25 protein-coding genes are annotated in these 23,180 nt (G+C 72.4%); 12 read left to right on the top strand and 13 right to left on the bottom strand.

The window, feature by feature from the left end:
• The first annotated feature begins 58 nt into the window (after positions 1-58).
• Positions 59-1,159 (top strand): GTP 3',8-cyclase MoaA, encoded by a 1,101-nt coding sequence (gene moaA / locus AC3RJ7_RS09460; protein WP_491455588.1) that lies wholly within the window; start codon positions 59-61, stop codon positions 1,157-1,159.
• Positions 1,160-1,253: 94 nt separating this feature from the next.
• Here moaA and AC3RJ7_RS09455 read toward each other — a convergent pair whose 3' ends face one another.
• Both AC3RJ7_RS09455 and AC3RJ7_RS09450 read right to left on the bottom strand, forming a co-directional pair.
• The gene (locus AC3RJ7_RS09455; RefSeq protein WP_491455587.1) at positions 1,254-1,667 is read right to left on the bottom strand and encodes a molybdenum cofactor biosynthesis protein MoaE; all 414 of its coding nucleotides are present in this window, start codon (positions 1,665-1,667) and stop codon (positions 1,254-1,256) included.
• A 28-nt stretch (positions 1,668-1,695) separates the two neighbouring features.
• Positions 1,696-2,919: a ThiF family adenylyltransferase gene (locus tag AC3RJ7_RS09450; protein ID WP_491455586.1), complete on the bottom strand. Its 1,224-nt coding sequence runs from the start codon at positions 2,917-2,919 to the stop codon at positions 1,696-1,698.
• Between the two features lie 110 nt (positions 2,920-3,029).
• Between AC3RJ7_RS09450 and AC3RJ7_RS09445 the strand changes: the two genes are divergently transcribed.
• From AC3RJ7_RS09445 to AC3RJ7_RS09425, 5 genes are all read left to right on the top strand, one after another.
• Complete coding sequence (locus AC3RJ7_RS09445; RefSeq protein ID WP_491455585.1) at positions 3,030-3,278, top strand: MoaD/ThiS family protein; 249 nt, start codon at positions 3,030-3,032, stop codon at positions 3,276-3,278.
• Between the two features lie 20 nt (positions 3,279-3,298).
• Entirely contained in the window at positions 3,299-3,964 is a 666-nt protein-coding gene (locus AC3RJ7_RS09440; protein ID WP_491456150.1) for a DNA alkylation repair protein, read from the top strand.
• Positions 3,965-4,055: 91 nt separating this feature from the next.
• Entirely contained in the window at positions 4,056-5,360 is a 1,305-nt protein-coding gene (locus tag AC3RJ7_RS09435) for a molybdopterin molybdotransferase MoeA (RefSeq protein WP_491455584.1), read from the top strand.
• Positions 5,353-5,835 (top strand): cyclic pyranopterin monophosphate synthase MoaC, encoded by a 483-nt coding sequence (moaC, locus tag AC3RJ7_RS09430; protein ID WP_491455583.1) that lies wholly within the window; start codon positions 5,353-5,355, stop codon positions 5,833-5,835. Before AC3RJ7_RS09435 ends, moaC begins: the two co-directional genes overlap by 8 nt.
• A complete protein-coding gene (locus AC3RJ7_RS09425; RefSeq protein WP_491455582.1) occupies positions 5,832-6,356 on the top strand; it encodes a MogA/MoaB family molybdenum cofactor biosynthesis protein in 525 nt (174 codons plus the stop codon). The genes moaC and AC3RJ7_RS09425 overlap by 4 nt, the downstream gene beginning before the upstream one ends.
• Before the next feature lie 281 nt (positions 6,357-6,637).
• Here the strand turns inward: AC3RJ7_RS09425 and AC3RJ7_RS09420 are convergent, their stop codons facing one another.
• The gene (locus AC3RJ7_RS09420) at positions 6,638-7,399 is read right to left on the bottom strand and encodes a phosphatase PAP2 family protein (RefSeq protein WP_491455581.1); all 762 of its coding nucleotides are present in this window, start codon (positions 7,397-7,399) and stop codon (positions 6,638-6,640) included.
• Between the two features lie 51 nt (positions 7,400-7,450).
• Positions 7,451-8,737 (bottom strand): multidrug effflux MFS transporter, encoded by a 1,287-nt coding sequence (locus AC3RJ7_RS09415; RefSeq protein WP_491455580.1) that lies wholly within the window; start codon positions 8,735-8,737, stop codon positions 7,451-7,453.
• 212 nt (positions 8,738-8,949) lie between these two features.
• On the opposite strand from AC3RJ7_RS09415, the gene AC3RJ7_RS09410 reads away from it, so the two are divergent.
• Positions 8,950-10,308, top strand: coding sequence for a GNAT family N-acetyltransferase (locus tag AC3RJ7_RS09410; protein ID WP_491455579.1), 1,359 nt, complete (start codon positions 8,950-8,952; stop codon positions 10,306-10,308).
• A gap of 34 nt (positions 10,309-10,342) precedes the next feature.
• Here the strand turns inward: AC3RJ7_RS09410 and AC3RJ7_RS09405 are convergent, their stop codons facing one another.
• Entirely contained in the window at positions 10,343-11,470 is a 1,128-nt protein-coding gene (locus AC3RJ7_RS09405) for an AI-2E family transporter (protein ID WP_491455578.1), read from the bottom strand.
• Positions 11,471-11,634: 164 nt separating this feature from the next.
• On the opposite strand from AC3RJ7_RS09405, the gene AC3RJ7_RS09400 reads away from it, so the two are divergent.
• The gene (locus AC3RJ7_RS09400; RefSeq protein ID WP_491456149.1) at positions 11,635-13,017 is read left to right on the top strand and encodes an MFS transporter; all 1,383 of its coding nucleotides are present in this window, start codon (positions 11,635-11,637) and stop codon (positions 13,015-13,017) included.
• A 207-nt stretch (positions 13,018-13,224) separates the two neighbouring features.
• Here AC3RJ7_RS09400 and AC3RJ7_RS09395 read toward each other — a convergent pair whose 3' ends face one another.
• The 3 genes from AC3RJ7_RS09395 to AC3RJ7_RS09385 form a co-directional block, all read right to left on the bottom strand.
• On the bottom strand, positions 13,225-14,679 hold the full coding sequence (locus AC3RJ7_RS09395) for a lipase maturation factor family protein (RefSeq protein WP_491455577.1): 1,455 nt from the start codon (positions 14,677-14,679) through the stop codon (positions 13,225-13,227).
• Between the two features lie 147 nt (positions 14,680-14,826).
• Positions 14,827-16,287, bottom strand: a complete 1,461-nt coding sequence (locus AC3RJ7_RS09390) for a phytoene desaturase family protein (RefSeq protein ID WP_491455576.1) — start codon at positions 16,285-16,287, stop codon at positions 14,827-14,829.
• A 3-nt stretch (positions 16,288-16,290) separates the two neighbouring features.
• Positions 16,291-16,986 carry an NUDIX hydrolase gene (locus tag AC3RJ7_RS09385; protein ID WP_491455575.1) on the bottom strand — a complete coding sequence of 232 codons (696 nt, stop codon included), beginning with the start codon at positions 16,984-16,986 and terminating at the stop codon, positions 16,291-16,293.
• Between the two features lie 72 nt (positions 16,987-17,058).
• On the opposite strand from AC3RJ7_RS09385, the gene AC3RJ7_RS09380 reads away from it, so the two are divergent.
• Positions 17,059-17,919: an MBL fold metallo-hydrolase gene (locus tag AC3RJ7_RS09380; RefSeq protein WP_491455574.1), complete on the top strand. Its 861-nt coding sequence runs from the start codon at positions 17,059-17,061 to the stop codon at positions 17,917-17,919.
• A gap of 72 nt (positions 17,920-17,991) precedes the next feature.
• Here the strand turns inward: AC3RJ7_RS09380 and AC3RJ7_RS09375 are convergent, their stop codons facing one another.
• The gene (locus AC3RJ7_RS09375) at positions 17,992-18,564 is read right to left on the bottom strand and encodes an NADPH-dependent F420 reductase (RefSeq protein WP_491455573.1); all 573 of its coding nucleotides are present in this window, start codon (positions 18,562-18,564) and stop codon (positions 17,992-17,994) included.
• Between the two features lie 101 nt (positions 18,565-18,665).
• Between AC3RJ7_RS09375 and AC3RJ7_RS09370 the strand changes: the two genes are divergently transcribed.
• From AC3RJ7_RS09370 to AC3RJ7_RS09360, 3 genes are all read left to right on the top strand, one after another.
• A complete protein-coding gene (locus tag AC3RJ7_RS09370) occupies positions 18,666-19,190 on the top strand; it encodes a MarR family winged helix-turn-helix transcriptional regulator (protein WP_491455572.1) in 525 nt (174 codons plus the stop codon).
• Between the two features lie 98 nt (positions 19,191-19,288).
• A complete protein-coding gene (locus tag AC3RJ7_RS09365) occupies positions 19,289-19,909 on the top strand; it encodes a ClpP family protease (protein WP_491455571.1) in 621 nt (206 codons plus the stop codon).
• Entirely contained in the window at positions 19,906-20,535 is a 630-nt protein-coding gene (locus tag AC3RJ7_RS09360; protein ID WP_491455570.1) for a ClpP family protease, read from the top strand. The genes AC3RJ7_RS09365 and AC3RJ7_RS09360 overlap by 4 nt, the downstream gene beginning before the upstream one ends.
• Here the strand turns inward: AC3RJ7_RS09360 and AC3RJ7_RS09355 are convergent.
• The 4 genes from AC3RJ7_RS09355 to AC3RJ7_RS09340 all read right to left on the bottom strand — a co-directional run bounded on the left by AC3RJ7_RS09355 (position 20,517) and on the right by AC3RJ7_RS09340 (position 22,928).
• Positions 20,517-20,990, bottom strand: coding sequence for a helix-turn-helix domain-containing protein (locus AC3RJ7_RS09355; RefSeq protein ID WP_491455569.1), 474 nt, complete (start codon positions 20,988-20,990; stop codon positions 20,517-20,519). The genes AC3RJ7_RS09360 and AC3RJ7_RS09355 overlap by 19 nt on opposite strands.
• 131 nt (positions 20,991-21,121) lie before the next feature.
• Entirely contained in the window at positions 21,122-21,424 is a 303-nt protein-coding gene (locus AC3RJ7_RS09350; protein WP_491455568.1) for a DUF1540 domain-containing protein, read from the bottom strand.
• A 161-nt stretch (positions 21,425-21,585) separates the two neighbouring features.
• Positions 21,586-21,789, bottom strand: a complete 204-nt coding sequence (locus AC3RJ7_RS09345; protein WP_491455567.1) for a hypothetical protein — start codon at positions 21,787-21,789, stop codon at positions 21,586-21,588.
• 95 nt (positions 21,790-21,884) lie between these two features.
• Positions 21,885-22,928: a GNAT family N-acetyltransferase gene (locus tag AC3RJ7_RS09340; RefSeq protein ID WP_491455566.1), complete on the bottom strand. Its 1,044-nt coding sequence runs from the start codon at positions 22,926-22,928 to the stop codon at positions 21,885-21,887.
• Positions 22,929-23,180 lie beyond the last annotated feature (252 nt).

Raw genomic sequence — 23,180 nt, 5'->3', positions numbered from 1 at the left:
GGTTCGGGAGGCGGCCCGACGTGGTGTTACCGTAGTGCCCACCACGAGGGGGTGACCGATGACGACGACCGTTCCGACGCGCGACGACGCTCCGCAGCGACCTCGCGCGCGCCGGCTTCCCTCGACCGGGCTCGTCACCGATCGCCTCGCGCGGCCGATGCGGGATCTCCGCATCTCGATCACCGATCGCTGCAACTTCCGCTGCGTGTACTGCATGCCGAAGGCCGTCTTCGGGCGCGACTACGCGTTCCTCGACCGCGACGAGCTGCTGACCTTCGAGGAGATCACGCGCATCGCCCGGGTCGCCGCGGCGAACGGGGTCGAGAAGCTCCGCCTCACGGGCGGCGAACCGTTGCTGCGGCGCGGGGTCGAGTCGCTCATCGAACAGCTCGCCGAGCTGCGCACGCCCGACGGGCGCCCGCTCGAGATCGCCCTCACGACGAACGGGTCGGCCCTCGCCGTGAAGGCCGCGTCGCTCAAGGCCGCCGGACTCACGCGCGTCACCGTGTCGCTCGACTCGCTCGACGACGCCCGCTTCCAGGCGATGAACGACGTGCGGTTCCCGGTGTCGCGCGTGCTCGACGGCATCGACGCCGCACACGAGGCGGGCCTCGGCCCGATCAAGCTCAACATGGTCGTCAAGCGCGGACTCAACGACGACGAGATCGTGCCGATGGCCAGGCATTTCAAGGGAACCCCGTACACCCTGCGGTACATCGAGTACATGGACGTCGGGACCTCGAACGGCTGGTCGCTCGACGAGGTCGTGCCGTCGGCCGAGATCGTCGCGCGCATCGGCGCGGAGATGCCGCTCGAACCCCTCGGTGCGACCGCGCCCGGCGAGACGGCGACCCGATGGCGCTACGCCGACGGCGGCGGTGAGATCGGACTCATCTCGAGCGTCACGAACGCGTTCTGCGGCACGTGCAACCGCGCGCGCATCTCGACCGAGGGCAAGCTCTTCACGTGCCTGTTCGCCGACGAGGGGCACGACCTCCGTGCGCTGCTGCGCGGCGGCATCGACGACGACGGGCTGTCGCAGGCGATGGCCGGCATCTGGGGCGCGCGCGACGACCGCTACAGCGAGATCCGCTCGACCCTCACGCCCGAGCTGCGCGCGTCGCGGCAGAAGGTCGAGATGAGCTACATCGGCGGTTGAGCCGCGGTCGGTCGAGTCCACCCGGTCGGTCGAATAGGCGCGCAGCGTGGTCTCGATACGAGCTTCGCGCTCCTCGACCGACGTGGCTCGGCTCCTACAGCCCGACCCACTCCGAGACGCCGTCGGCGAAGTGCTGCCGCTTCCAGATGGGCACGGTGCGCTTGATCTCCTCCACGAGCCGCTCGCACGCGTCGAACGCCTCGGCCCGGTGTGCGGCGGCCGTCGCCGCGTAGAGCGCGACGTCGCCGATCTTCAGCTCGCCGACCCGGTGCACTGCGGCGATCGCGAGCCCGGTCTCCTCGGCGACGCGCTCGACGCACTCGGCGAGGAACCGCTCGGCCTCGGGGTGTGCGCGGTAGTCGAGCGAGCGCACGCCGCGGCCGCCGTCGTGGTCGCGCACGACGCCGCAGAACAGCACGATCGCGCCGCTCGCGTCGGCCTCGACGGCGGCGCGCACCGCCTGCTCGTCGATGGGCTGGTCGGTGATCGCGGCCAGGGTGGTGCTCATGCGTCTCGCTTCCGACTCGTCGGCGCCGTCACCGGCGCACGAACTCCGAGGCGACGGCGGCGAAGCCGTCGATGCCGCCGGCCAGGTACGTCACGTCGACGTGGCCCCGGTCGGCGAGCGCTCGCGCCGCGCGGCGCGAGCGAACGTCCCGTTCACAGTAGACGACGATCGCGCCGTCGCCGTCGGTAGGCTCCGCGCCCATGAGCAGGTCGCCGAGCGGCACGAGCTCCGAGCCGTCGATGCGCCGCAGCTCGGCCTCGGCGGGCTCGCGCACATCGACGAGCCGCATGGGTGCGCCCTCGCGCAGGCGGCGCAGCAGTTCGGCGGCCGAGATGCGGGGGTCCGCGGCATCCTGATTCGATCGGGTGGATGCCTCGGCGCCGGCGCCGACCGCCGGCTCGAGCCCGCAGAACAGCTCGTAGTCGACGAGCGACGTGACCTCGGGCGCATCGGCGATCGTCTCGTACGCGAGCTCTCGGGTGCGACCCGTGAGCGCGTCGATCGTCGTGACCCGGCCGAGCAGCGGGGTGCCGACTCCGGTCACGAGCTTCACGACCTCGCCGGCCATGAGCGCGCCGACCGTCACGCAGAGCGAGGGCAGCACGCCGCCGAGCTCGCACGAGAGCACCTCCTCCGGCGGCGGCGGCACCGGGAACAGGTCGCGGTACGTCGGGCCCTCGCGGTACCAGGCGATGCTCACCTGGCCGTGGAACCGCAGGATCGACCCCCACACGAGCGGAACGCCCGCGAGGAGGGCGGCGTCGTTCGCGAGGTACCGGGTCGGGAAGTTGTCGCTGCCGTCGACGAGCAGGTCGTAATCGGCGAGGAGTTCGAGCAGGTTCGCCGAGGTCAGCCGCTCGCGATGCCGCACGACGCGGATCTCGGGATCGGTGGCCGCGACGGTGTCGGCGAGCGAGTCGACCTTCGACCGGCCGATGTCGGCGAGCCCGTGCCCGAGCTGGCGGTGCAGGTTCGAGAGCTCGACGTCGTCGTCGTCGGCGATGCCGATCGTGCCGACGCCGGTCGCCGCGAGCAACGGTACGACGGTCGCACCGAGACCGCCCGCGCCGATCACGAGAACGCGGGCAGCCGCGAGCCGCCGCTGGGCGAGTTCGCCGAATCCCGGCAGCATGATCTGCCGGCTGTACCGGGCGATGCGCTCGGGAGCGAGCGGCGGACCGGGCTCGACGAGGGGCGCCGGCCGGGCGGCGCCCGAGCGGGGCGTCGCGGCGTGAGCGGGCATCGACGGCATGCGGCAATTGTACGCAGACCGTCGAACGCTGCTTCCGCCTCGTGGAGATTCGATTCCATTTCATGGAGGCATCCGTCCCGAAGCATCCCACTGCGGGGTACCATCGACGCATGCCCCCCGTGACCGTCCGGTACTTCGCGGCGGCCGCCGAGGCGGCCGGCGTCGAAGAGGAGCGCCTCGAGATCGCCGACGGCGCGACGCTCGGCGCGCTGCGCGACGAGCTCGTCGAGCGCTACGGACTCGCGATGGAGCGGGTGCTCCGCAGCGGTTCGTTCCTCGTCGACGGCACCGTGCGTCGCGACCCGGCGCACCCGGTCGGGGCGACCGTCGACATCCTCCCGCCCTTCGCCGGAGGATGAGCGTGGCCGTGACGACCACGATGACCGCGGCCGACGTGCTGGCCCGGCTCGCCGAGCTCGAAGATCCGAAGATGCGTGCCGTGAACGAGCGTCACGGCGACGACCACGGCGTGAACCTCACGAAGCTGCGCGCGGTCGCGAAGGAGCTCAAGACTCAGCACGAGCTCGCGCTCGAACTCTGGGCGACCGACGACACCCCGGCGCGGCTCGTCGCGATCCTCGTGGCGAAGCCGAAGGAGTTCGGCGCCGCCGAGCTCGATGCGATGCTGCGCGAGGCGCGCGCCCCCAAGGTGCGCGACTGGCTCGTGAACTACGTCGTGAAGAAGAGCCCGCACCGCGAGGAGTTGCGGCTCGCCTGGCTCGACGACGACGACCCCTACGTGGCCGCCGCCGGCTGGGCGCTCACGGCCGACGTGGTCGCCAAGCAGTCCGAGCTCGTCGACCTCGACGCCCTGCTCGACGTGATCGAGCGCGAGATGCAGGGCGCCGCCGAGCCGCTGCAGTGGGAGATGAACACCTGCCTCGCGATGATCGGCATCCATCACCCGGCGAAGCGGGCGCGGGCCCTCGCGATCGGTGAACGCCTCGAGGTGCTGAAGGACTATCCGACGCCGCCGAACTGCACGTCGCCCTACGCGCCGGCCTGGATCGGCGAGATGGTGCGCCGGCAGGGCGCGCCGGCGTAGCGAGCGCACCGCGACCCGGCACCGCGGCGGGCCCCGCGACTACACTGCCCACTGGGCGACGAAGCACCACGACGTACCAGCAGGAGGCCGCATGCGCACCTATGCCGAACACCAGCGCGCCGTGCACGAGCTGCTCGACCCGCTCGCAGCAAAGCTCTCCGCCGGCGGCGCTGACGGCGCCGACACCGTCGACGTCGCCGACGCCCTCGGACGGGTGCTCGCCGGCGACCTCCTCTCCCCCACCGACCTGCCGGGCTTCGACAACTCGCAGATGGACGGCTACGCCGTGCGTGCGGTGGACCTCGCGTCCGCGAGCCCGGGCGCACCGGTGCGGCTCCCCGTCGGCCCGACGAGCGCCGCGGGCGACGCCATCTTCGACCTCCCGCCGCGTACGGCCTCACCGGTCATGACGGGTGCGCCGATCCCGAGGGGGGCCGACGCCGTCGTGCAGATCGAGGTCGCCGACCCGCCCGCATTCATCGGGCTCGGCAACGGACGGCACGACTCCCCTGCCGGTTCGGTCGTCGCGTTCACCGCCCCTGTCGAGCACGGCCGGTTCGTGCGACCGGCGGGCAGCGACGTCGCCGCGGGCGAACTCCTGCTCGCGGCGGGCTCCCGACTCGGGCCGGCCCAGCTCGGCGTGATCTCCGCCGCCGGGCTCACCCGCGTCGCGGTGCGCCGCCGCCTGCGCGTGCTGCTGCTCTCGACCGGGCACGAGCTGCGACCGCCGGGGTCTGCGCTCCGGCCGGGCCAGATCCACGATGCCAACACCGCGATGCTCGGCGCCGCCCTGCGCGAGTGCGGCGCCGACGTCGTCGACGCCGTCGCACCCGACGAGCCGGGCGAGGTGCGGGCCGCGATCTCCCGCGCGCTCCGCCCCGGCGACCGCGAGCCCGTCGACCTCGTGGTCACGACGGGCGGCGTGAGCGCCGGCGCCTTCGAGGTCGTGCGCGACGCGCTCGAACCGCTCGGCGTCGAGTTCACGAAGGTCGCGATCCAACCCGGCGGACCGCAGGGGCTCGGCACGGCGATGCTGCCGACCGACGAGGATGCCTCGGCGGAGGCATCCGTGCCCGTCGTCTCGTTCCCGGGCAACCCCGTGTCGGCGCTCGTGTCGTTCGAGCTGTTCCTCCGCCCGGTGCTTCGTCGCCTCGAGGGCCTCACCCCCGACCGGCACCGCGCCCGGCTGCGGCTCGCGCACGACGTCGTCTCGCCACCGCGGCGGCACCAGATCCGACGCGGCATCGTCGACGGCGACGGCGCCGTCGAGGTCGGCGCCCCGAGCTCCCACCTGCTGCACGCGTACGCGAACGCCACGGTGCTCGTGCACCTGCCGGTCGGCGTCGACGCGCTGCCGGCCGGCTCACTCGTCGACGTCTGGAGGATCGATGACTGACACCCCGCCCCGCCTCACCCACCTGCGCGACGACGGCTCGGCGCACATGGTCGACGTGACCGACAAGGCGATCACGAAGCGCACGGCGAGCGCGCAGGCGGTGCTCACGACGCGGCCCGAGGTGGTCGCGATGATCGCCGACGGCACCCTGCCGAAGGGCGAGGCGATCGGCACCGCCCGCATCGCCGGCATCATGGCGGCGAAGCAGACGTCGGCGCTCATCCCGCTCTGCCACCCGCTGCCGCTCACGAAGCTCGACGTCGACATCACGGCCGACGGTTCGCGCGTTCGGGTGGTCGCGACGGCGACGACGAAGGGCGTGACGGGCGTCGAGATGGAGGCGCTGACCGCCGCGAGCGTCGCCGCGCTCACGCTCTACGACATGATCAAGGCCGTCGACAACCGCGCGGTGATCGGCGACATCATGGTGCTCGCGAAGGAGGGCGGCAAGAGCGGCGACTGGAGTCGCGAATGAGCGGTGCGGGCGCGGGCCTCGATTCGGCGAGCGGGATGCCTCGTGCCGCGACCGTGCTCGTCGCGTCGACGCGCGCCGCGGCCGGCGTGTACGAGGACACGACCGGGCCCGTCATCGCGTCGTGGTTCGCGGAGCGCGGGTACGACGTGGCCGGACCCGTGGTCGTCGCCGACGGTGCCGAGTTCGCCGTCGCGCTCGGCCGGGCGATCGACGCCGCTCCGGCGGTCGTCGTGACGACCGGCGGCACAGGGCTCGCGCCGACCGACCTCACCCCCGAGGCGACCGCGCTCGTGCTCGATCGCGAGCTGCCCGGCTTCATGGAAGAGCTGCGCCGCCGCGGCGCCGCGACCACGCCGACCGCGCTGCTCACCCGCGGCGTCGCCGGGGTCGCGGGCTCGACGTTCGTCGTGAACCTGCCGGGCTCGCGCGGCGGGGTGCGCGACGGTCTCGCGCTGCTCGACGAGGTGCTCGACCACATCCTCGACCAGCTCGCGGGTGGCGATCACTCGCGCACCGGCTGACGACCGGGCTCCCGGCCGTGTGCCCGGCCCGGCCGCGCCGCGCGCGGGGCTGCCGGCGGCGAGTCCCTCCGAGTGGCGTGTGGTCATGTGGTCATGTGGTCGCCACACCTGTGGCCATGTGGTCATGTGGTCATGTGGTCGCCACACCTGTGGCCATGTGGTCATGTGGTCGCACCAGTTGTGGCCATGTGGTCATGTGGTCGCCCGTTCGCAACCGAAGGCCCGGCCGAGGCTGACGCGCCGCGAGGGTGGTCTCGATACTCGGCCTCCTCCGTCGATCGCTACTCGACCGACGGTGAGCGTTCGCGCGGTACGCGCGGCGGGGTGACATGGGTCTGGGCGAGCGCGGCGTTGCGTTCGGACAGCCGGGCGATCCAGTCGAGCCGTTCGCGCTCGAGGGGCACCGCGAACACCGCCCAGAGCACGAGGGCGACCCCCGCACCGACGAGCGCGCCGCCGATCGTGTCGCTCAGCCAGTGCGCGCCGAGGTACGTGCGGCTGATCGCCATGAGTACCGTGTACGCGGCTCCGAGCACCCACACCCAGAGTCGGGGCACGATCACCCCGATCGCGACGGCGATGGTCGCGGCATTCGCAACATGCCCCGAGGGGAATGAACCGAAGTCCGAGGTGACGATCATGTCTTCCGGTCGGGCGCGGCCGAAGAACGTCTTCAGGAGCTGCACGACACCGGCGCTCGCGGCCGACGCGACGATGAAGTAGAACGCGGCCCACGGGCGGCGCAGCACGAGCAGCACGATCGCCGTGCCGACGGGAACGATGAACACGCCGATCACCCCGCCGCCGAGCGCGTTCATGAAGTAGGCGAACACATCACCGATCGGGCCGCGGAGCGAGAGCATCTCCTCCACCCACTCCTCGTCGATCGGGAACGGCACGCCGGCGTTGCGCACCATGATCACGAATCCGAGGAGCGTCGCCGTCACGATCGAGGCGATGCCGCCGATGAGGGGCGCGCGTCGCCGGATGCGGCGCACCGAGGCATCCCGTTGCTTCGTCTCGATGGTGTTCGCCGCCTGCATCCCCCCACGGTAACCCGCACGCGCGATCGAGCGCGGCAGCGGCGCGACCGATCAGTCGGTGAGCGGCGGCACCGTCCTCGGGCGCACGAGCGCCCAGAGGCCGATGATCGCGACCGCCGCGGCGCCCGTCATCACGATCGCCATGGGCAACGCGCTGCCGACGCCCATGAGGCCGATGAGCGGCGAGATGAGGCCCGCGAGCCCGAAGTTCAGGGCGCCGAGCAGCGAGGCCGCCGTGCCGGCCTCGCTGCCGTGCGACGCGAGCGCGAGGATCTGCACCGCCGGGAACGAGAACCCGCACGCCGTGATGAACAGGAACAGCGGCACGATGGTGCCCCACAGGCCCGCGCCCGTCACGTCGAGCACGCCGATCGCGATCGCCGAGCCGAACAGCACGACGGTCGTGACCGCGAGGATCCACTGCGGTGCCACCCGGCCCCGCATGAGCCGCGAGCTCGTCTGCACGCCGATGATGATGCCGACGGAGTTGACGCCGAAGAGCAGCCCGTACTGCTGGGCGGTGAACTCGTAGACCTCCTGGAACAGGAACGACGACGTCGACAGGTAGCCGAACAGGCCGGTGAACACCATTCCGCCGACGAGCGCCGCGCCGAGGTAGACGCGGTCGCGGAAGAGCGAGCGGTAGCGGTCGCGCATGGTCGAGTGCCCCGACACGTGGCGGCGCGACGGCGGCAGCGTCTCGACGATGAGGAACGCGACCGAGAGCACGACGACGACGCCGTAGCCCGCGAGCACCCAGAACACGCCGCGCCAGTCCATGACCTGCAGCAGCTGCGACCCGATGACCGGCGCGAGCACCGGCGCGAGGCCGTTGACGAGCGCCAGTCGCGAAAGCATCTTCACGAGCGGCTTGCCGCCGAACAGGTCGCGCACCATCGCCATCGCGACGACGCCGCCCGCCGCGGCGCCGAAGCCCTGCAACAGGCGGAACGCCGCGAGCCAGGCGATGTCGGGCGCGAGCGCCGCGCCGACCGAGGCGGCGATGTGCAGCGCGGTCGACAGCATGAGCGGCAACCGCCGGCCGACCTTGTCGCTCCACGGGCCGACGATGAGCTGGCCGAAGCCGAACCCGATCATCGTGCCCGTGAGCGTGATCTGCACCGCCGCGGCCGAGACGCCGAACTCGTCCTGCAGCACGGGGAACGCGGGCAGGTACAGGTCGACCGTGAACGGCCCGAGCGCCGTGAGCGCACCGAGCACGAGCACGTAGACGAGGCGCTGGCGACTCGACAGCGCGTCGCCGGGGTGGGTCGCGACGACGGGGGTCGACCGGGTGTCGTCGGGACGGACGATGGGGATGGGGCTCGTGGCGGACATGCGGTTCCTGGCGTGCTCGAGGCGGGAGGGAGAACGGCTGGATGCGTCGGTGCACGCCTTCGGACACCGGGCTCGAATCGATTCGAACCGATTCGTGAAGACACGAGTCTAGCGGAAGGCGCGACATCCCCTCGCGCCCTGCGATGCCCGAAGACACGTCTCCGCCCGGATCCGCCGGGCCGGGCGATGCACCGCCTCGGTAGGCTGGATCGGTGCCGTTCGATCTGAGAGACATCCCGCTCGACCCGAAGGCCGAGGCCGCGCTCGCGGCGCGCGGCCTCGAGTACCGCGTCGTCCTTCCCGAGGATCGCGAAGCACTCGAGATGTGGGTCGAGGCCGATCGGCGCGGGTTCAACGAGGGCCGGGCCGGCGCGGCCGAGTTCGCCCGCGAACTCTCGGTGATCGCCGACCGCCGCGTCACCGCCGTCTACGACCCGACGCTCGACGCCCCCGAGGTCCCCGTCGCCACGACCGCGAGCTGGCCGACCGGGCTCAGCGTTCCCGGCGGTCGCAGCGTCGACGGCTGGGCCGTCGCGTCGGTCACGGTCGCCCCGACCCACCGTCGCCGCGGCATCGCCCGCGCGATGATGGAGGCCGAGCTGCGCAACGCGCAGGCCGCGGGCGCCGCGCTCGCGATGCTCACCGCGTCGGAGGCCACGCTCTACGCCCGCTACGGGTACGCGCCGGCGGCACGCATCTCGACCGTCGAGGTCGACCGTCGGCGCGTCGAGTGGATCACTCCCGCCGAGCCCGGGCGCGTGCAGTTCGTCGCGCCCGCCGTCATGCGCAAGGCGGCCGCAGCGATCGCCCGGCGCGCCGTCGCCCGCACGCCCGGCGAGATCGACCGCTGGCCCGGCCTGCTCGACCGGATGCTCGGCACGCACGATCCCGACGGCGAGCGATCGCGCGCCATCCGCGTCGCACGGTACGACGACCGGCACGACCAGCCGCAGGGGTTCGTCGTGTACCGGGTGCGCCCGCAGCACGACGATCCCGCGGGCGTGCTCGAGTTCGACTTCCTCGCGGCCGCGACCGACGAGGCCGAGCGGGCGCTCTGGCGGTTCCTCACCGAGCACGACCTCGTCTCCCGCGTGCGCGGCCGACTGCGCTCGATCGACGAGCCGCTGCCCTGGCTCATCTCCGATCGGCGCGCGATCACGGTGCGCGACGTCAGCGACCACCTCTGGCTGCGGATCATCGACCCGGTGTCCGCGCTCGAGGCGCGCCGGTACTCGGGCTCCGGATCGCTCGTGCTCGACATCGACGACCCGCAGGGCTACGCCTCCGGCCGGTTCGAGATCGAGTTCTCGGCCAAGGGTCACGCCGAGGTGCGCCGAGCCGAGCCGAACAGCAAGGATGCCTCGGCTCGCGCCGCCCGGCGGTCGAGGCCCGCGCAGGGCCTCGGCCTGCGGCTCGGCGTCGCCGAGCTCGGTGCGATCTACCTCGGCGACGTCCCACCGTCGCTGCTCGCCCGCGCGGGCCGCATCGTCGAGACGACACCCGGCTCGCTCGCGCTGGCCGATCGAGTCTTCGCGTCGCCGCGCACGCCGCACCTCAGCATCTGGTTCTGACCGGGCGCGTGCGCCCGCGAGCCGAGGAGGACGCCTAGATCGCGTCCTGCCGGGGGAAGACGACCTTCTCCACGATGATGATGAGCGATGCGGCGACCGGGATCGCCACGAGGGCGCCGAGCACGCCGCCGAGGGTGCCGCCCGCGACCGCCGCGATGACGACGAGGGCGCCGGGCACGGCCACCGCACGGTTCATGATGCGCGGGCTCAGCACGTACGCCTCGACCTGCATGTAGATCAGGTAGTAGATCGCCGCGGCGAGCGCCGTCGTCGGCGAGGCCGCGAGGCAGACGAGCGAGATGATGATCGCGCCCGTCAGCGTGCCGACGAGCGGCACGAGCGAGAACAGGAACGCGACGAACGCGAGCAGGATGGGCGCGGGCGCCCCGATGATCGTCAGGAAGATGAGGCTGAGCACGCCGTTGACGGCGGCGAGGCTGACCTGGCCCATGACGTAGCGGCCGACCGAACCCGTGATCTCCTCCGAGACATCCCGGTAGCCGGCCCGCGACGTCGCCGGCACGAACCGGGCTGCGTAACGCTTCATCGAGTCGAGCGAGGCGAGGAAGTAGAGCGTGAGGATGAGCACGATCGTCGCGCCGGTGAACCCGCCCGCGATGCCGGCGCCCACCGCGAGGATGCCGCCGCCGAGCGAGCCGAGGTTCTTCGGATCGGCGAGCCAGTCGCCCGCCGACTCGATCGCGTCGTTGATGGCGTCGCCCGAGCCCGAGATGCCGTTGAGCCAGGTGACGAGGTCGCTGTGCTTGAAGTTCGCGACGATCGTCGGCCAGTTCTCGATCACGTAGGTCGTCTGCTCGACGATGATCGGCACGATCGTCGCGATGAGCCCGACGAACAGGCCGATCACGACCGCGAACACGATGAGGATCGCGAGCCAGCGTGCCAGGCCCCGCCGCTGCAACCAGCTCACGATCGGGTCGAGGCCCAGCGCCAGGAACAGCGCGAGCGCGACGTAGAGGATGACCGTGCCGAGCTGCCCGACGATGCCCCCGAGCACCAGCGCGAGCAGCACGCCGAGGGCGCCCACGAATCCGATGCGGAACGCCCTGATCTTCACCTCCGGGGCGCGCGCATCGCCGTCGCTCGTCACCTCGGTCGCGGGCGGCGGCGCCGAAGGCGCACGCTTCGTACGGATTCGCATAGCGCTGACGCTACCGCCGGGGCGAGGCATCCCTCGGGAATGAAACGGATGCCGCGGCGATTGTGATCAACGGGGCGGTGACGTGCGCCCGGGTGAGGAGCAGCGTGGGCGACGCAGCAGGTGTGGGTTTCCGATCCGAGCGAGGGCCGGTGCTCATCGCGGTCATGCTCGCGACGGGGCTCATCGCGATCGACTCGACGATCCTCGCGACCGCGGTGCCGTCGATCGTTCGCGACATCGGCGGGTTCGCCCAGTTCCCCTGGCTGTTCTCGATCTACCTGCTCGCGCAGGCCGTGTCGGTGCCGGTGTACGCGAAGCTCGCCGACACCGTCGGGCGCAAGCCGATCATGCTCGTCGGCATCGCCTTATTCCTCGTCGGGTCGGTGCTCTGCGGATTCGCGTGGGACATGACGTCGCTCATCGTGTTCCGCGCGGTGCAGGGCCTCGGCGCGGGCGCCGTGCTGCCGGTGTCGATCACGATCACGGGCGACATCTACACCGTGCGGGAGCGCGCCAGGGTGCAGGGCTACATCGCGAGCGTCTGGGCGGCGTCGTCGGTGCTCGGCCCGACCCTCGGCGGTGTGTTCGCCGAGTTCCTCTCGTGGCGGTGGATCTTCTTCATCAACATCCCGCTGTGCATCATCGCGGGCGTCATGCTGTGGCGCGCCTACCACGAGTCGTTCGCGCGCAAGAAGCACCGCATCGACCTCACCGGGTCGATCGTGCTCACGATCGGCCTCACGCTCGTGATCCTCGGCGTGCTCGAGGGCGGCCAGGCGTGGGCCTGGTACTCGTGGCAGAGCCTCGTCGCGTTCGGCCTCGGCGGGGCGCTGCTCGTCGCGTTCGTCTTCATCGAGCTGCGGGCGGCCGAGCCCGTGCTGCCGCTGTGGGTGTTCTCGCGCCGGCTCATCGTCACGACCTCGCTCATCTCGCTCGGCGTCGGCGCCGTGCTCATCGGGCTCACCTCGTACGTGCCGACCTTCCTCGAGATCACGGCCGACGCGACACCGATCGTCTCGGGGCTCGCGGTCGCGGCGCTCACGCTCGGCTGGCCGATCTCGGCGTCGAACTCGGGCCGGCTGTACCTGCGCATCGGGTTCAAGAACACCGCGCTGATCGGCATCGCGATCGCCGTGCTCGGCAGCATCGCGCTCTTCGCCGCGTCGTTCGCCCCGAACGTCGTCACGACGGCGATCGCGTGCTTCATCGTCGGCCTCGGGCTTGGCCTCATCGCGTCGCCCACGCTCATCGCCGCGCAGTCGTCGGTGCCGTGGGAGGAGCGCGGCGTCGTCACCGGCGCCAACATGTTCCTGCGCTCGGTGGGCAGCGCGGTCGGCGTCGCGATCTTCGGCGCGATCGCGAACGGCGTCATCGCCCGATCGGGGCTCGGCGACCACTCCCCCGTCGCGATCCAGGCCGCGTCGGCCGCGGTGTTCCTCGCGGTCGCCGTCGCGGCGGTGCTCACGATCATCGCCGCCGTCGCGATGCCGCGGGCCCGCGTCGACGACATCGAGCACCGCCCCGCCGAGGCATCCGCCGCCGCCTGACGCCAGGGCTGCCGAGCGGCTCACGAGTCGCAGGAGGATTCTCCCGTCGCGCCACGTGGCCCGCCCGATCGGCCGATCTGCTCCTGCGACCCGCGAATCTCCGGCCTGCCGCCGGGCCGCGCCCTGACGGGTCGCAGGAGAATTCGGCCCACTGCACCCCTGAAGGCGCGGATTCGCCGGTCGGTTCCTGCGACTCGTCGGCCGGCCTCAGTCCCAGCGCCCGGCGGGCGGCATGACCTCGCCCTCGAGCGTGCGCACCCAGCGGTCGCCGGTCGCGCGGTGCTCCGCCCGCGTCGCGAATCGGTAGCGATAGGCGTCGACCCGCACCCACTTCGGCGGCGCCCCGTCGAACGGGTCGTGCGCGAGCAGCGCGAGGGTCGCCGGGTCGGCCGCGAGCAGGCGCTCGATGAAGACGCCGAACCACGGCTCCCACATCCGCCCGAGCGGCAGGAACCACATCAGCCAGTCGAGCCGCAGGTGGTACGGCGCCCACTGGCGCGGCAGCGCGCGCACGTCGCCGGGCTTGCCCTTGAAGCCGTACTCGTGCCACGCGGCATCCTCGTCGGGGATCTCGTCAAGCGTGCCGGCGACGACGATCTCGATGCGGCGCTTCGTGACGGTGCCGAATGCGCCGTAGGCGTTCACGAGCATCCACCGGTTGAAGCTCGCATTCATGAGCTGGCGGTGCGCGAACAGGTTGCGCAGCGGCCACCAGCTGAGCACGACGATGAGGGCGCCCACCGCGAGCACGACGACGACCCACCAGATCGGCGAGTCCGCGGCATCCGTGCCGAGATCCGCCGGGATCGCGGGGACCAGCCAGTGCCAGACCGGGTCGGTGATGGCCGACGCCGCGAGGACGACCGTGATCCAGTTGAGCCACGCGAAGTTGCCGGTGACGATGAGCCACAGCTGCGTGAGGATGACCACCGCGGCCGCCGCGGACCCCACCGGCCCCGGCACGAACAGCAGGAACGGCACGACGAGCTGCGCGAAGTGGTTGCCGAGCACCTCGCCGCGGTGGAACCACGGCGGGAGCAGGTGCGCCTGCCGGCTCAGCGGCCCGGGCATCGGCTGCGTCTCGTGGTGGTACATGAGCGCGGTGAGGTCGCGCCACTCGCGCCCGCCGCGGATCTTGATCATGCCGGCGCCGAACTCGAGGCGGAAGACGAGCCACCACACCGCGACGACGATCGCGACCGGCGGCGGGACCTGGTCGGAACCGAGGAAGGCCACGGTGAAGAGCGCCTCGCACAGCAGCATCTCCCAGCCGAAGCCGTAGAACGTCTGGCCGACGTTCACGATCGACAGGTACAGCACCCAGAGCAGGAGGAACAGGACGAGCGGCAACCACGGCGGGCCCAGCTGCGGCAGGCCCACGACGAGGGATGCCGCGACGACGATGCCGATCGCGGCGACGGCGACGAGCCGGCGGTCGGAGTACCCCCACCGGAACAGGGTCGGCCCGCGCAGCCGCGCGCCCCGCGCACTCGCCCGGCGCAGCAGCTCGGGCACCGGCAGCAGCCCGTGCTCGCCGAGCAGCGGCCGGAACTGGTTCAGCGTCGAGGTGAACGCGACCACCGCGAGCGCCGCGACGCCGCGCTGCAGCACCTGGCGGGCGACCTCGTAGTCGTGCGCGTCGAACCAGGCGGTCCAGTCCACGCCTCCAAGCTACGCCCCGCGCCGGTCGGTCGAGTAGGGAGCGCAGCGACGCACAGGTCGGTCGAGTAGGGAGCGCAGCGACCGTATCGAGACCACCGACGGAGTGTCTCGATACGCTCCTTCGTCGCTACTCGACCGACCCTCCTGCTAGTGGAGTCCGAACCGCTCCTTCAGCGCGAGCTTCGCGGCGTACCATCCGTTCATGCCGTGCACGGCGGGGCCCGGGGGCGTCGCGCTCGAGCACAGGTACACGCCGTCGACGGGCGTGCGCCACGGCGCCGTCGAGACGACCGGCCGCTTGACGAGCTGCGTGAGCGTGAGCTCGCCCGAGTAGATGTCGCCGCCGACGTAGTTCGCGTTGTACGCGCCGACCTCGGCCGCCGAACTCGCGGCCGACGCGAGCACCACGTCGCGGAAGCCCGGCGCGAACCGCTCGACGGCGGCCGTCACGAGCTCGGTCGCGTCGAGCGTCGAGCCGGCCGGCACGTGCGTGTACGCCCACAGCACCTGCTTGCCCTCGGGTGCTCGGGTCGGGTCGACGACGCTCGGCTGGCACACCAGCACGTAGGGATGCCTCGGCGCGCCGCCGTGCCCCGTGACCCGGACGTTCACCCCGGGCTGGAGGCCGCGCGCGACGGCGTTCTCGGCGAGCGCGATCTCGCGGCGGCTGCCGCCGACGTGCACCGTCGGCGCGAGCCCGACGGCGGGGTTCGACCACGGCACGGGGCCGTCGAGCGCGAAGTCGACCTTCGCGATGCCCGATCCGTAACGGTACCGGCGCAGTGCACGTTCGTAGCGGCGGGGCAGGTCGGCCGAGAAGAGCAGTTCGGGCGAGGTGTCGAGGAGCACGGCGGCCGAGTCGCCGACCTCGTCGAGCGAGCGGACCGGGGCGTCGGTCACGAGCTCGGCCCCGCATTCGCGGAGCTCGGCGACGAGCGCGTCGGCGATCGCCTGCGAGCCGCCGACCGGGACGCCCCAGCCGACGCCGTGGCCGTGCATCGCGAGCAGCAGCCCGGCGCCGGCCGAGGCGAGCGATGGCATGCCGCCCGCGGCATGGGCCACGACGCCGCTGAGGAGGGCGGGCGCGACGTCGCCGCTGAAGCGCGAGTTCCACGCCGCGGTGCCCTGCTCGAGCGCGCGGAGTCCGAACCGCACGGCCGCGATCGGGTCGCGCGGCACCTGCAGCAGTTGCGACCCCGTGAACGCGACGACGCCGCGCTCTCGGGCGAGGAGCGGCGCGACGAGACGGCGCCAGGCGGGGCCGTCGACGCCGAGACCGTCGACCGTGCGGTCGAGGTCGTGCCACGCGATGCCGGCACGTCCGCCGGGCAGCGGGTGGGCGTAGGAGACGTCGGGCACGATCCATTCGGGGGCGTGCGGGCCGTCGATGAGGCCGAGCTTGCGGAACACGGGCGAGGCGAGCCCCGCGGGGTGCACGGCCGAGCAGACGTCGTGCCGGAATCCGGGGAGGGTCAGTTCGCTCGTCCGCACGCCGCCGCCGAGGGTCGGCGCGGCTTCGACGACCCGCACCGACAGCCCCGAGCGGGCGGCGACGACGGCGGCGACGAGGCCGTTCGGCCCCGAGCCCACGACGGTGACGTCGGCCACGGGTCAGAACTCGCGCTGGTAGACCCAGGGCAGCCGCTCCATGAGCAGCCGGTGCCGGTGGCCTCGAGCGCCCGACACCTCGTCGTCCTCCTGCCAGAGCACCATGCGGCGGGCCTCGTCGCGGCGGGCCACGTACTCGAGCACGTCGCCCGCGGCGAACCCGGCGAGCGCGTGGTCGACCGAGTCGGCGACCGTGAGGCCGTGCAGCGTGACCCACGTCGGCGGCCAGAGGGTGAGCTCGCCGGCCGCGTGGCGTTCGAGCGCATCGGCCGGGCGCAGCCAGTCGACCGAGACGACCTCGTCGGCGGCGAGCCGGAACTCGCCGTCGGGAACGCGCACGGCGAAGAAGGTGGTCGTGAGCTGCTTCGGTGCCCCCTTCGGGGGCGTCCACCTCGAGAACGGCACGAGCTCATCGGGGTCGAGCACGAGGCCGACCTCCTCGGCGATCTCCCGCACCGCGGCGCGGCGGGCGGCGTCGATGCCGTCACGCGGAGCGCCGTGCAGGTCGTCGTCGTCGACGGCACCGCCTGGGAACACCCACGCGCCCGCGAACGACCCTCGATCGCGGGGCCGCTCGGCGAGCAGCACCTCCACGCCGAGTTCGCCGTCGCGCAGCAGCACGACGGTGGCGGCGGAGCCGACGGCGGGCGGTGCGGCGACGGAAACCGGGGTGGACGGAGTCTCGGGCACGCGGTCCATCCCTTCAGCCTAGGCCGGTGGCTCCGGCCGGGCCAGACCACCGTTCGCGGGGGCCGCCGATACACTGCCGACATGGACGAGCCCGCCGACCAGCCGCACGTCGATCCCGCGGGCCCGTCGCGGTTCGCCCGCGCGGTGCTCGCGCCGAACCCCGGCCCGATGACGCTCGACGGCACGAACAGCTACGTGCTGCAGGCGCCGGGAGCCCGCACGACCGTCGTCGTCGACCCGGGGCCGGCCGACGCCGGCCACCTCGAACGACTCGCCGCCGCTCCGGTCGAGCTCGTGCTCATCACGCACCACCACGCCGACCACACCGAGGCGATCGACGCGTTCGCACGGCTGACGGGCGCGCCGGTGCGCGCGATCGACGCGACCTTCTGCCGCGACGCCGAGCCGCTCGTCGACGGCGAGCGCATCACGGCGGCGGGCCTCGAGCTCGAGGTCGTCGCGACCCCCGGCCACACGCGCGACTCGGTGTGCTTCATCCTGCTCGGCGAGGCCGGCGCGAACGACTCCGGCGAGGCGGATGCCGCGGCCGACGCCGCTTCCGAGGCCCGACGCCCGCTCGCGGTGCTCACGGGCGACACCGTGCTCGGTCGGGGCACGACGATCATCGCCGACCCCGACGGCGCGCTCGGCCCGTACCTCGACTCGCTCGAGCGGCTGCGCGCGCTCGGCGCACCGGGCGCGGTCGCGGTGCTGCCGGGCCACGGTCCCGAGCTGCCCGATCTCGCGGCGATCTGCGACGCCTATCTCGCCCACCGCGCCGAGCGGCTCGACCAGGTGCGCGCCGCGCTCGCCCGGCTCGGGGCCGACGCGTCGGTCGGCGCGGTCACCGACCTCGTCTACGCCGACACGGATCCCTCGGTGCGGGGCGCGGCCGAGGCATCCATGCGTGCCCAGCTGAAGTACCTGCGCGACCCCGCCTGACGGCCCGACCGACGGCGAAGGGCCCGGTTCCGCGAGGAACCCGGGCCCTTCGATCGTTGAACGACGCCCAGGTCAGGCCGCGACGGCGAAGCCGCCGGTCCAGCCGATCTTCTCCTGCACGGCGAGGGTGAGCTGCAGGAAGCCGATCGACTCGAGCTCGCGCGCCCGCTTGAGGGCGCCGGCGTCGATCGCCTTCACGCCACCGGCGCGGACGACGTCGATGAGGGCCTGCTTGGCCACCGCGTCGTCGCCGGCCACGAGCACCGTGGTCTCCTCTTCGCCGACCGTCTTCGAGGCGAGCGTCGCGGCGAAGTTCGTGTTGAACGCCTTCAGCACGCGCGACTCGGGCAGGAGCTCGGCGAGCTCGGCGGCCTTCGAGCTGTCGGAGGCGGGCACGAGCGAGTCGAACGTCTCGAAGTCCAGCGGGTTCGAGATGTCGACGACGATCTTGCCGGCGAGCTCGGCACGACGGGCCTCGACGATCTCGGCGACCGCGAAGTGCGGCACGGCGAGCACGACGATGTCGCCCGTGACGGGCTGCGAGAGGTCGCGGCCGAGCACCTCGACGCTGTTGCCGCCCGCGGCGACGATGCCCCCGATGGCCTGGCCCATGTTGCCGTTCCCGATGATGCTGACGGTCGTCATTGTCTTTCCTCCCCGCGCCCTTCGACGCGATTACTTGTTTCGACAACCATTACGATAGGCCAATTAAGTTGTCTCGTCAACCATTGCGGTAGACTGGGGTCATGACCGACGACACGAAGTGGCTCAGCACCGAGGAATCGGCGGCGTGGGTTCGCCTCATCGCCGTCGCAGAACTGCTGCCCGGAGCGCTCGACGCGCAGCTGCTCCGCGACGCCGGCATCACCCACTTCGAGTACGTCGCGCTCATGGCGCTCGCCGACGAACCCGGCCGCACGCTCCGCATGACCGAGCTCGCCTCCCGCACGAACGCCACGCTCCCCCGCCTCTCGCACGTCGCCCGTCGGCTCGAGGAGCGCGGGCTGATCCGCCGCTTCCCCTGCCCCGAAGACCGGCGCGCGACGAACGCGACGATCACCGAGGCCGGCCTCGACCTCATGGCCGAGGCCGCACCCGGCCACGTCGGCACCGTGCGGGCCAACGTGCTCGACGCGCTCACCCCCGAGCAGCTCGAGCAGCTCTACGTGATCGCCGGCGCCGTGCTCGCGAAGCTCGACCCCGACGAGCGGCTCTCGGCGACCTCGTGCCAATACAGCGAGGGACCCGTCGCGCGCGAACTCGCGGGCTGAGCCGGCGCGCCTCCTCGACCGGCGCAGCGCTGCCGACAGCAGCGCTGCCGACAGCAGCATCCACCCCATCCGGCACCCGCGCCGCGCAAGCTGGGGGCATGAGCGAACAGACCCCGGCGATCCAGCCGATCGACGCCGAGCTCACCGCCCGGCTCTTCCACGAACGCATCATCGTGCTCGGCGACGAGCTCGACCAGCAGGGCGGCAACCGCCTCTGCGCGCAGCTCGCACTCCTCGCCGCCGACGACCCCCGACGCGACATCCGGTTCTGGATCAACTCGCCCGGCGGTTCGGTCTCGGCGATGCTCGCGATCGCCGACCTCATGCGCTCCATCCCCAACGACGTCGCGACGATCGCCTACGGCATCGCGGCGAGCGCGGGACAGTTCCTGCTGAGCGCCGGCACGCCGGGCAAGCGCTTCGCGCTGCCGCACGCGCGCATTCTCATGCACCAGGGCTCGGCCGGCATCGGCGGCACCGCGGTCGACATCGAGCTGCAGGCCGACGACCTGCGCCACACGCGCGACACGGTGCTCGGCATCACCGCCGAGAACACCGGGCAGCCGCTCGCGAAGATCGCCGAAGACTCCCTGCGCGACCGCTGGTACACGGCCGCGGAGGCGGTCGACTACGGCTTCATCGACCGCGTCGTCGACGGCTTCGACGAGATGTTCCCGAGGGCCGTACGCCCCCAGACCGGATTGCGAGTGCCCGCATGACCAGTTACACGATCCCCTACGTCGTCGAGCGCCGCGGCAACACCGAGCGATCGCTCGACGTGTACAGCCGCCTGCTCTCCGAGCGCATCGTCTACCTGGGCACCGAGATCGACGACGGCGTCGCCAACGTGCTCATCGCGCAGTTCCTGCACCTCGCGTCGGAGTCGAGCGACACCCCGATCAGCCTCTACCTGAACTCCCCCGGCGGATCGCCCGGAGCGGCCCTCGCCGTGTACGACACGATGCAGCACATCCGCCCCGACGTCGCGACGACGTGCGTCGGCCAGGCGGGCGGGCCGGCCGCCGTGCTGCTCGCCGGCGGGGCCAAGGGTCAGCGGGCGATCCTGCCGCACGGCCGGGTCGTGCTGCACCAGCCCTCGACGCAGGGGCGGGGCACGATCCCCGACCTCATCATCCACGCCGACGAGGTCGTGCGGGTGCGCGCCGAGCTCGAGGCAGCCCTCGCCGCCGACACCGGGCACGACGTGGCGACACTGCGGCACGACACCGACCGCGACCTCATCCTGCCGGCGGCGGCGGCGGTCGACTACGGCCTCGCCGACCACGTGCTGACCGCGCGCGTGCCGATCGGCGCCGGCGCGGCGAGCTACGCCGCGAGCAGGTAGACGCCGGCGGGCGGCGCGGCGACCGTCGTGCCGCCCTCGCCGGTCGCGCCGTCGAGGTCGAGCACGAGCACGGCGTCGTCGTCGAGGGCGGGATGCCTCACCGGCAGGTCGGCGCGGAAGGCGAATGCCCGCTCGACGTCGATGCGCTCGCGCCGCTCGGCCTCGCGCCGTTCGGCCTCGTGCCGTGCCTCGAGCGACTCGCTCACCCGGTGCACCACTTCGAAGAGCTCGAGCCCCAGCGCGTCGGCGACAGCGCCGAGCACCTCGCTCGACGGCTCCTTGCGCCCGCGTTCGATCTCGGAGAGGTACTGCGGCGAGACGCCCGCCGCCGCGGCGACCTCGGTCAGGATGCGTTCCTGGGCGAGTCGCTCGCCCCGGAGCACCTCACCGAGAACGTCGCGCCAGAGCGGCTTCGACCGGCGCGGCATCTGCGGGAACTCGACGACCTTGCCCATGCCCCGAGGCTAACCGCGCCCCGTCGGACGCGACAGTGCGATCCGCTCACAGCAGAACGCGCTCAGAACGGTCGCGGCACATGACGACGGGCCGCTCCGCCTCTGCGGAACGGCCCGTCGTGGTCGAGCGGTCAGGCGACCTCGTACGTGAGGCAGTCGGCGTCGTCGGCACCGGCACCGATGCGCACGGCCGCCGCCGTGCACTCGAGGCTCGAGTTGTGGATGCATTCAGAGCGCTGGCATGCGCCGACGTGGGTCAGCACCTTGTCGAGCCCGCCCTTCGTGCCGAGCGGGATGAAGGTGGCGCACTCGGCGTCGCCGGGTGAGCCGGCGATCGTGACGGCTGCCGCATGGCAGTGCGAGTGGTCGTTGTAGGAGCAACCGGCCACCGAACACTCGGCGACCGCGGGCATCTCGTCGAGCGTCATGCTCATGGTGACCTCCTGAAGCGGTTGCGACACTGCAATGTCTGGATGGTAGCCCCGCCGCCCTCCCGACCGCAGCACGTACGTGCCGATTTTCCGCAGATCAATGCGACTTTCTTCTGAGGATTGCCTTACCTACCGGTCCGGCGAACGCGGCGGAACGCCCGCGGTCACGCGGGAGCGTTGTCGGGGTCGATCGTCTCGATCGTGTCCTCCTCGACCGGGTTGTCGGCCTCGACGTCGTTGGCGTCGGTGCCGCGCTCGGGACCGTCGGGCGCATCGGCGGGTTCGCCCTCGCGATCGAGACGCCGCCCTGCGCCACTCGTGTCGTCGGGATCCCTCGGAATGGGTCCGGGACGTCGCTCGTCGGTCATGATGCCTCCGCTGCTCGTCGAGTCATGGTCGTCGATTCGAGCGTGCGCGGGCCACGCGGCATCCGTCAACCGCTTGACGGGGCCATCGCGCGGGGTCAGTACTCGAGCACGTGACTGTGGTGCGTGTTGGCGACCACGTAGCCGAGGGCCGTGTAGAGCCCGAGAGCCCCGGTCGGACTCTCGGCGTCGACGTCGAGGACGGACTGGTCGAGGCCGTCGGCGCGGCAGGCCTCCAGGTGCCGGGCGAGCAGAGCCTGCGCGATGCGCCGCCCGCGCCACTCGCGGACCACGCCGACGAGCTGCACGTACGACGAGCTGAAGCCCTGGCCGGCCCAGTCGCCGGGGTTGCGGAGCGCGAGCACGAATCCGACGACACGATCGCCGCGCGCGCCGCGCTCGACGGCGACGAACGAGAGCGACGGCGCGAACTGCTCGCCGCCGACGATGCGGCTCCACGTCTCGGGAGCGGTGGACTGGCTGCCCCAGTGGTCGGCGAAGGCCTCGTTTCGGGCGAGGCGGGTCGACTCGGTCCACTCGGCGGCCCACGGCACGAGCTCGACGCCCGCGGCACGCGGCACGATCGGCTCGATCGGCAGCGCGAGATCGCGGCCGAGCGTGAAGAAGTGACGGCGCTGCGGCAGCCCGGCCCGTTCGAGCAGTGCGCCCGCATCGGGCGCCCGCTCCTCGGCGTAGGCGACGATCCATCCCGGCAGCGCGTCGTCGAACGCTGCGAGGCGTTCGCGCGCCCGCTCGAGCTGCCAGCCGAGCAGGGCCCGGCCGATCCCTCGGCCGCGCGCCTCGGGGCGCACGGCGCCGAGCGCGATCGCCCGGATGAGCGTCTCGCGTCCGGTCGGCACGACGACGGAGCCCGAGGCGAGGATGCGCCCGCCGTGGTCGATGCCGAGCATCGTGTCGCGGACCGGGTCGATGTGCGAGACCTCGAACGCCTCCATCACCTCGTCGCGCGTCTCGATCCACTCGGGGTGGTCGGCCCGCGCGACGTCGGCGTGGAACGCGAGCAGATCGTCGACGTCGCCCGCCGTCGCGGGGCGCCAGGTCGCGACGTCCGCGTGAACCGGCAGCTGCGGCTCGGGAGCGGAGCCGACACGGCGCGAGAGCGGGAGCTCGGAGGCGGGCATGCCCAGATCCTCGCACGAACCGCGGCGGGTGCTGGAGTTCCGCGCGCCGGCGGGAGCAGAATGGGGCCACGGACTCGGAGGTGGGCGATGTCGGTCGAACAGATGCTGTGGTCGGTGCTCGCGGTGATCGCGGTGGTGGGCGGAATCGGGTTGCTCGCCTCGCTCTGGGCGCTCGTGCGCCGGCCGCGCGAGCACTGAGCCGAACGGGCTCCGCGCGCGGCTCACTGCGCGGTCGCCGCACGGCGTGTCCGG

It is taken from the genome of Agromyces solani (assembly GCF_058349925.1).
Note: the sequence above shows the minus strand (reverse complement) of the source record. Positions and strands in the feature narration are given on the sequence as shown.

What these genes read in the sequence shown, in the direction of transcription:
- AC3RJ7_RS09360 (WP_491455570.1), top strand. Translation starts at nt 19,906, where the DNA reads ATGACCAGTTACACGATCCCCTACGTCGTCGAGCGCCGCGGCAACACC.
- AC3RJ7_RS09425 (WP_491455582.1), top strand. Translation starts at nt 5,832, where the DNA reads ATGAGCGGTGCGGGCGCGGGCCTCGATTCGGCGAGCGGGATGCCTCGT.
- AC3RJ7_RS09415 (WP_491455580.1), bottom strand. Translation starts at nt 8,737, where the DNA reads ATGTCCGCCACGAGCCCCATCCCCATCGTCCGTCCCGACGACACCCGG.
- AC3RJ7_RS09400 (WP_491456149.1), top strand. Translation starts at nt 11,635, where the DNA reads ATGCTCGCGACGGGGCTCATCGCGATCGACTCGACGATCCTCGCGACC.
- AC3RJ7_RS09445 (WP_491455585.1), top strand. Translation starts at nt 3,030, where the DNA reads ATGCCCCCCGTGACCGTCCGGTACTTCGCGGCGGCCGCCGAGGCGGCC.
- AC3RJ7_RS09440 (WP_491456150.1), top strand. Translation starts at nt 3,299, where the DNA reads ATGACCGCGGCCGACGTGCTGGCCCGGCTCGCCGAGCTCGAAGATCCG.
- AC3RJ7_RS09455 (WP_491455587.1), bottom strand. Translation starts at nt 1,667, where the DNA reads ATGAGCACCACCCTGGCCGCGATCACCGACCAGCCCATCGACGAGCAG.
- AC3RJ7_RS09365 (WP_491455571.1), top strand. Translation starts at nt 19,289, where the DNA reads ATGAGCGAACAGACCCCGGCGATCCAGCCGATCGACGCCGAGCTCACC.
- AC3RJ7_RS09370 (WP_491455572.1), top strand. Translation starts at nt 18,666, where the DNA reads ATGACCGACGACACGAAGTGGCTCAGCACCGAGGAATCGGCGGCGTGG.
- AC3RJ7_RS09435 (WP_491455584.1), top strand. Translation starts at nt 4,056, where the DNA reads ATGCGCACCTATGCCGAACACCAGCGCGCCGTGCACGAGCTGCTCGAC.
- AC3RJ7_RS09350 (WP_491455568.1), bottom strand. Translation starts at nt 21,424, where the DNA reads ATGAGCATGACGCTCGACGAGATGCCCGCGGTCGCCGAGTGTTCGGTG.
- moaA (WP_491455588.1), top strand. Translation starts at nt 59, where the DNA reads ATGACGACGACCGTTCCGACGCGCGACGACGCTCCGCAGCGACCTCGC.
- AC3RJ7_RS09385 (WP_491455575.1), bottom strand. Translation starts at nt 16,986, where the DNA reads ATGGACCGCGTGCCCGAGACTCCGTCCACCCCGGTTTCCGTCGCCGCA.
- AC3RJ7_RS09375 (WP_491455573.1), bottom strand. Translation starts at nt 18,564, where the DNA reads ATGACGACCGTCAGCATCATCGGGAACGGCAACATGGGCCAGGCCATC.
- AC3RJ7_RS09405 (WP_491455578.1), bottom strand. Translation starts at nt 11,470, where the DNA reads ATGCGAATCCGTACGAAGCGTGCGCCTTCGGCGCCGCCGCCCGCGACC.
- moaC (WP_491455583.1), top strand. Translation starts at nt 5,353, where the DNA reads ATGACTGACACCCCGCCCCGCCTCACCCACCTGCGCGACGACGGCTCG.
- AC3RJ7_RS09380 (WP_491455574.1), top strand. Translation starts at nt 17,059, where the DNA reads ATGGACGAGCCCGCCGACCAGCCGCACGTCGATCCCGCGGGCCCGTCG.
- AC3RJ7_RS09340 (WP_491455566.1), bottom strand. Translation starts at nt 22,928, where the DNA reads ATGCCCGCCTCCGAGCTCCCGCTCTCGCGCCGTGTCGGCTCCGCTCCC.
- AC3RJ7_RS09355 (WP_491455569.1), bottom strand. Translation starts at nt 20,990, where the DNA reads ATGGGCAAGGTCGTCGAGTTCCCGCAGATGCCGCGCCGGTCGAAGCCG.
- AC3RJ7_RS09420 (WP_491455581.1), bottom strand. Translation starts at nt 7,399, where the DNA reads ATGCAGGCGGCGAACACCATCGAGACGAAGCAACGGGATGCCTCGGTG.
- AC3RJ7_RS09450 (WP_491455586.1), bottom strand. Translation starts at nt 2,919, where the DNA reads ATGCCGTCGATGCCCGCTCACGCCGCGACGCCCCGCTCGGGCGCCGCC.
- AC3RJ7_RS09345 (WP_491455567.1), bottom strand. Translation starts at nt 21,789, where the DNA reads ATGACCGACGAGCGACGTCCCGGACCCATTCCGAGGGATCCCGACGAC.